Origin of the sequence: Salinisphaera japonica YTM-1 (assembly GCF_003788585.1) — a bacterium.
In the GTDB taxonomy this organism is placed as follows: Bacteria; Pseudomonadota; Gammaproteobacteria; order Nevskiales; family Salinisphaeraceae; genus Salinisphaera; species Salinisphaera japonica.
Map to the genome: position 1 here is coordinate 1 of NZ_AYKG01000053.1, position 5,524 is coordinate 5,524.

Here is a 5,524-nt window from a genome sequence, read left to right on the forward strand (position 1 = left end):
CAAAGCGTTACGAGGCCAGCGAGACCGACTATTTAGATGGTTTTTCTGGGTGTTCGAAATCGATATCGAAAAGGCCTTGCGGCCTGATAATGGTTTCGGATAGACTGTACGGCCGAGAAGCGGAAACGTCAGTCACGTCAAAAACGGTTTGAAAATTATTTCAAATCAAGTGTTGACGGCCCGGCAAAACGACGTATTATATGCGCTCTCGCAACGACTTAAAGCTCTTAACCGAGCCGGACAGTCGCCGATCTTTAACAACTTGTAAGTGACTTGTGTGGGTGCTCCTGTGGGGTGGCAATAAGCCATTACCCAAACAGAGCATCCAAGCAGCATAGCTTGGGATTGATGCTCGCGTGATTGAAATATCACGCACCAGTTAGATAGTAAGTATTTAAACTGGAGAGTTTGATCCTGGCTCAGATTGAACGCTGGCGGCAGGCCTAACACATGCAAGTCGAGCGGAAACGACATCTTCGGATGGGCGTCGAGCGGCGGACGGGTGAGTAATGCGTAGATATCTGCCTTTTAGTGGAGGATAACCTGGGGAAACTCAGGCTAATACTGCATAATCTCTACGGAGCAAAGCGGAGGATCTTCGGACTTCGCGCTATTAGATGAGTCTACGTCTGATTAGCTAGTTGGTGCGGTAACGGCGTACCAAGGCGACGATCAGTAGCTGGTCTGAGAGGATGGTCAGCCACACCGGGACTGAGACACGGCCCGGACTCCTACGGGAGGCAGCAGTGGGGAATATTGGACAATGGGCGAAAGCCTGATCCAGCCATGCCGCGTGTGTGAAGAAGGCCTTAGGGTTGTAAAGCACTTTAAGCAGGAAAGAAAAGCGCCGGGTTAATACCCCGAGCGTATTGACGGTACCTGCAGAATAAGCACCGGCTAACTCCGTGCCAGCAGCCGCGGTAATACGGAGGGTGCAAGCGTTAATCGGAATTACTGGGCGTAAAGCGAGTGCAGGCGGTCGCGTGTGTCGGGTGTGAAAGCCCCGGGCTCAACCTGGGAATTGCATCCGAAACTGCGTGACTAGAATATGGTAGAGGAAGACGGAATTCCACGTGTAGCGGTGAAATGCGTAGATATGTGGAGGAACACCAATGGCGAAGGCAGTCTTCTGGGCCAATATTGACGCTGAGGCTCGAAAGCGTGGGTAGCAAACAGGATTAGATACCCTGGTAGTCCACGCCGTAAACGCTGAGAACTAGACGTTGGATGACATAGTCGTTCAGTGTCGCAGCTAACGCGTTAAGTTCTCCGCCTGGGGAGTACGGCCGCAAGGTTGAAACTCAAAGGAATTGACGGGGGCCCGCACAAGCGGTGGAGCATGTGGTTTAATTCGATGCAACGCGAAGAACCTTACCTGCCCTTGACATCCTGTGAACCTCTTGGAGACGAGAGGGTGCTTTCGAGAACACAGTGACAGGTGCTGCATGGCTGTCGTCAGCTCGTGTCGTGAGATGTTGGGTTAAGTCCCGCAACGAGCGCAACCCCTATCCTTAGTTGCCAGCATTAAGTTGGGCACTCTAAGGAGACTGCCGGTGACAAACCGGAGGAAGGTGGGGACGACGTCAAGTCATCATGGCCCTTATGGGCAGGGCTACACACGTGCTACAATGGCAAGTACAAAGGGTATGCGAACTCGCGAGAGGGTGCCAATCCCATAAAGCTTGTCCCAGTCCGGATCGCAGTCTGCAACTCGACTGCGTGAAGTCGGAATCGCTAGTAATCGCAGATCAGCAATGCTGCGGTGAATACGTTCCCGGGCCTTGTACACACCGCCCGTCACACCATGGAAGTCGGCTGCACCAGAAGTGGCTAGTCTAACTCTTCGGAGAGGACGGTCACCACGGTGTGGTCGATGACTGGGGTGAAGTCGTAACAAGGTAGCCGTAGGGGAACCTGCGGCTGGATCACCTCCTTTAGAGATAGCTATTGCTGTCCCATGGGAGTGCCCACACAAGTCACTTACAATGAAAGCGGTTAACCGGCTTCGGTCGGTCATCGAGCTTGGGTCTGTAGCTCAGTTGGTTAGAGCGCACCCCTGATAAGGGTGAGGTCGGAAGTTCAAATCTTCCCAGACCCACCAATTTTGCGTTGCTCGGCGTTGCTTGAACACTCACGTGCTGACGCACGCATCGTATTCAAGCGCCTTGATCAACCCAAAATTATGGGGCCTCGATCTACTACGGGGCTGTAGCTCAATTGGGAGAGCACCTGCTTTGCAAGCAGGAGGTCGTCGGTTCGATTCCGACCAGCTCCACCATCATCGAAATCACAATAAACGAGTTATCGTTTGTTGTGATTTTGTATCACCGCTCTTTAACAATCTGGTGCAATCGAACACTGCATTCTTAACAGAATGTATGAGTTGCTCATAAGACTTTGAGCGCGAGAGCGCTTGAGGTTATATGACCAAGTGACCAAGCGCACATGGTGGATGCCTTGGCGACAGAAGGCGATGAAAGACGTAGTAGCCTGCGATAAGCTTCGATGAGTCGGCAAACAGACATTGACTCGGAGATCTCTGAATGGGGAAACCCACACGTTTCGACGTGTATCTCATGATGAATACATAGTCATGAGAGGCTAACCCGGGGAACTGAAACATCTAAGTACCCGGAGGAAAAGAAATCAATTGAGATTCCCTGAGTAGCGGCGAGCGAAACGGGAACAGCCCTTAAGCTCTTATCGTGTTAGTGGAAGTGTCCAGGAATGGCACGCCATAGAGGGTGAAAGCCCCGTACACGAAAACGCGATTAGAGTGAAAACGAGTAGAGCGGGGCACGTGTAACCTTGCTTGAATATGGGGGGACCATCCTCCAAGGCTAAATACTCTCTGTCGACCGATAGTGAACAAGTACCGTGAGGGAAAGGCGAAAAGAACCCCGGTGAGGGGAGTGAAATAGAACCTGAAACCGTGTGCGTACAAGCAGTCAGAGCTCGATTCGTCGAGTGATGGCGTACCTTTTGTATAATGGGTCAGCGACTTACTTGTCAGTAGCAAGCTTAACCGTCTAGGGGAAGCGCAGGGAAACCGAGTCTTAATAGGGCGATTAGTTGCTGGCAGTAGACCCGAAACCGAGCGATCTATCCATGGCCAGTGTGAAGGTCGGGTAACACCGACTGGAGGCGCGAACCCACTAATGTTGAAAAATTAGGGGATGAGCTGTGGATCGGAGTGAAAGGCTAATCAAGCTCGGAGATAGCTGGTTCTCCTCGAAAGCTATTTAGGTAGCGCCTCGTGTATTACTGCTGGGGGTAGAGCACTGTTTCGACTAGGGGGGCCATAAGGCTTTACCAAATCGAGGCAAACTCCGAATACCAGCAAGTATGAGCACGGGAGACACACTGCGAGAGCTAACTTCCGTAGTGGAAAGGGAAACAACCCAGACCGCCAGCTAAGGTCCCCAAGTCATGGCTAAGTGGCAAACGATGTGGGAAGGCAAAGACAGTCAGGAGGTTGGCTTAGAAGCAGCCATCCTTTAAAGAAAGCGTAATAGCTCACTGATCTAGTCGGCCTGCGCGGAAGATATAACGGGGCTAAAGCCATGCACCGAAGCTGCGGACTTGCACATTGTGCAAGTGGTAGAGGAGCGTTCCGTAGGCCGTGAAGGTGTGCCGTGAGGCATGCTGGAGGTATCGGAAGTGCGAATGCTGACGTGAGTAACGATAAGGCAGGTGAAAAACCTGCCCGCCGAAAATCCAAGGTTTCCTGCGCAACGCTATTCGGCGCAGGGTGAGTCGGCACCTAAGGCGAGGCCGAAAGGCGTAGTCGATGGAAAACGGGTTAATATTCCCGTACCTCGCATAACTGCGATGGGGTGACGAAGTAGGCTAGGTTGGCCGGGTGATGGTTATCCCGGTTTAAGCATGTAGACAGCGTGTCCAGGCAAATCCGGATGCGTAATGTCGAGACGCGATGACGATCGCCTAAGGGCGAGAAGCAATTGATGCCAAACTTCCAGGAAAAACCTCTAAGCTTCAGGTTATGCAGACCGTACCCCAAACCAACACAGGTGGATAAGGTGAGAATCCTAAGGCGTATGAGACAACTCGGGTGAAGGAACTCGGCAAAATGGCACCGTAACTTCGGGAGAAGGTGCGCCCCCAGTAAGTCAAACCCTTTACGGGCGTAGCTGAACGGGGCCGCAGAGACCAGGTGGCTGCGACTGTTTACTAAAAACACAGCACTCTGCTAACACGTAAGTGGATGTATAGGGTGTGACGCCTGCCCGGTGCCGGAAGGTTAAGTGATGGGGTTAGCTTAGGCGAAGCTCTTGATCGAAGCCCCGGTAAACGGCGGCCGTAACTATAACGGTCCTAAGGTAGCGAAATTCCTTGTCAGGTAAGTTCTGACCTGCACGAATGGCGTAACGATGGCCACACTGTCTCCACCCGAGACTCAGTGAAATCGAAATTGCTGTGAAGATGCAGTGTTCCTGCGGCAAGACGGAAAGACCCCGTGCACCTTTACTATAGCTTTACACTGGATTTTGAATATTTTTGTGTAGGATAGGCGGGAGGCTTTGAAGCGTTGGCGCTAGCCAGCGTGGAGCCACCCTTGAAATACCGCCCTGAAATATTTGAGGTTCTAACCTCGGTCCCTTATCGGGATCAGGGACAGTGTATGGTAGGTAGTTTGACTGGGGCGGTCTCCTCCCAAAGAGTAACGGAGGAGTGCAAAGGTACCCTCAGCGCGGTCGGAAATCGCGCAACGAGTGCAAAGGCAAAAGGGTGCTTGACTGTAAGACCGACGGGTCGAGCAGGTACGAAAGTAGGTCTTAGTGATCCGGTGGTTCTGTATGGAAGGGCCATCGCTCAACGGATAAAAGGTACGCCGGGGATAACAGGCTGATTCCTCCCAAGAGTCCACATCGACGGAGGAGTTTGGCACCTCGATGTCGGCTCATCACATCCTGGGGCTGAAGCAGGTCCCAAGGGTATGGCTGTTCGCCATTTAAAGTGGTACGCGAGCTGGGTTTAGAACGTCGTGAGACAGTTCGGTCCCTATCTGCCGTAGGCGTTCGAGATTTGAGAGGATCTGTCCTTAGTACGAGAGGACCGGGATGGACGTACCTCTGGTGTTCCTGTTGTCACGCCCGTGGCATTGCAGGGTAGCTACGTACGGAAGGGATAAGCGCTGAAAGCATCTAAGCGCGAAGCCCACCTCAAGATGAGATCTCGCTAGTCCCTAGAGGACTCTAAAGGGCCGTCCAAGACGAGGACGTTGATAGGCCAGGTGTGTAAGTACAGCAATGTATTGAGCTTACTGGTACTAATTGCCCGTGTGGCTTGGTCATATAACGCTCAAGCGCTTTTGACCCTCATACAACGCAGTGTTCGATTGCATCCAGATTGTTAACCCGTTTGCCTGGCGGCCATAGCGAGTAGGAACCACCCGAACCCATTTCGAACTCGGAAGTGAAACTACTCTGCGCCGATGGTAGTGTGGGGTCTCCCCATGTGAGAGTAGGTCACCGCCAGGCTCTAATCGAAAAACCCCAGCCCA

General features: G+C 52.5%; 2 tRNA genes and 3 rRNA genes. All 5 read left to right on the forward strand.

What is annotated here, in order from left to right:
- Positions 1 to 396 precede the first annotated feature (396 nt).
- The 5 genes from SAJA_RS13145 (at position 397) to rrf (ending at position 5,501) form a co-directional block, all read left to right on the forward strand.
- A 16S ribosomal RNA gene (locus SAJA_RS13145) occupies positions 397 to 1,936 on the forward strand.
- A gap of 88 nt (positions 1,937 to 2,024) precedes the next feature.
- Positions 2,025 to 2,101 (forward strand) — tRNA-Ile (locus SAJA_RS13150).
- A 101-nt stretch (positions 2,102 to 2,202) separates the two neighbouring features.
- Positions 2,203 to 2,278, forward strand: a tRNA-Ala gene (locus SAJA_RS13155).
- 147 nt (positions 2,279 to 2,425) lie between these two features.
- A 23S ribosomal RNA gene (locus tag SAJA_RS13160) occupies positions 2,426 to 5,315 on the forward strand.
- A gap of 70 nt (positions 5,316 to 5,385) precedes the next feature.
- Positions 5,386 to 5,501: ribosomal RNA gene (rrf, locus tag SAJA_RS13165) — 5S ribosomal RNA — on the forward strand.
- Together the 16S, 23S and 5S rRNA genes with 2 tRNA genes alongside form the textbook arrangement of a ribosomal RNA operon.
- The last annotated feature ends 23 nt before the right edge of the window (positions 5,502 to 5,524 follow it).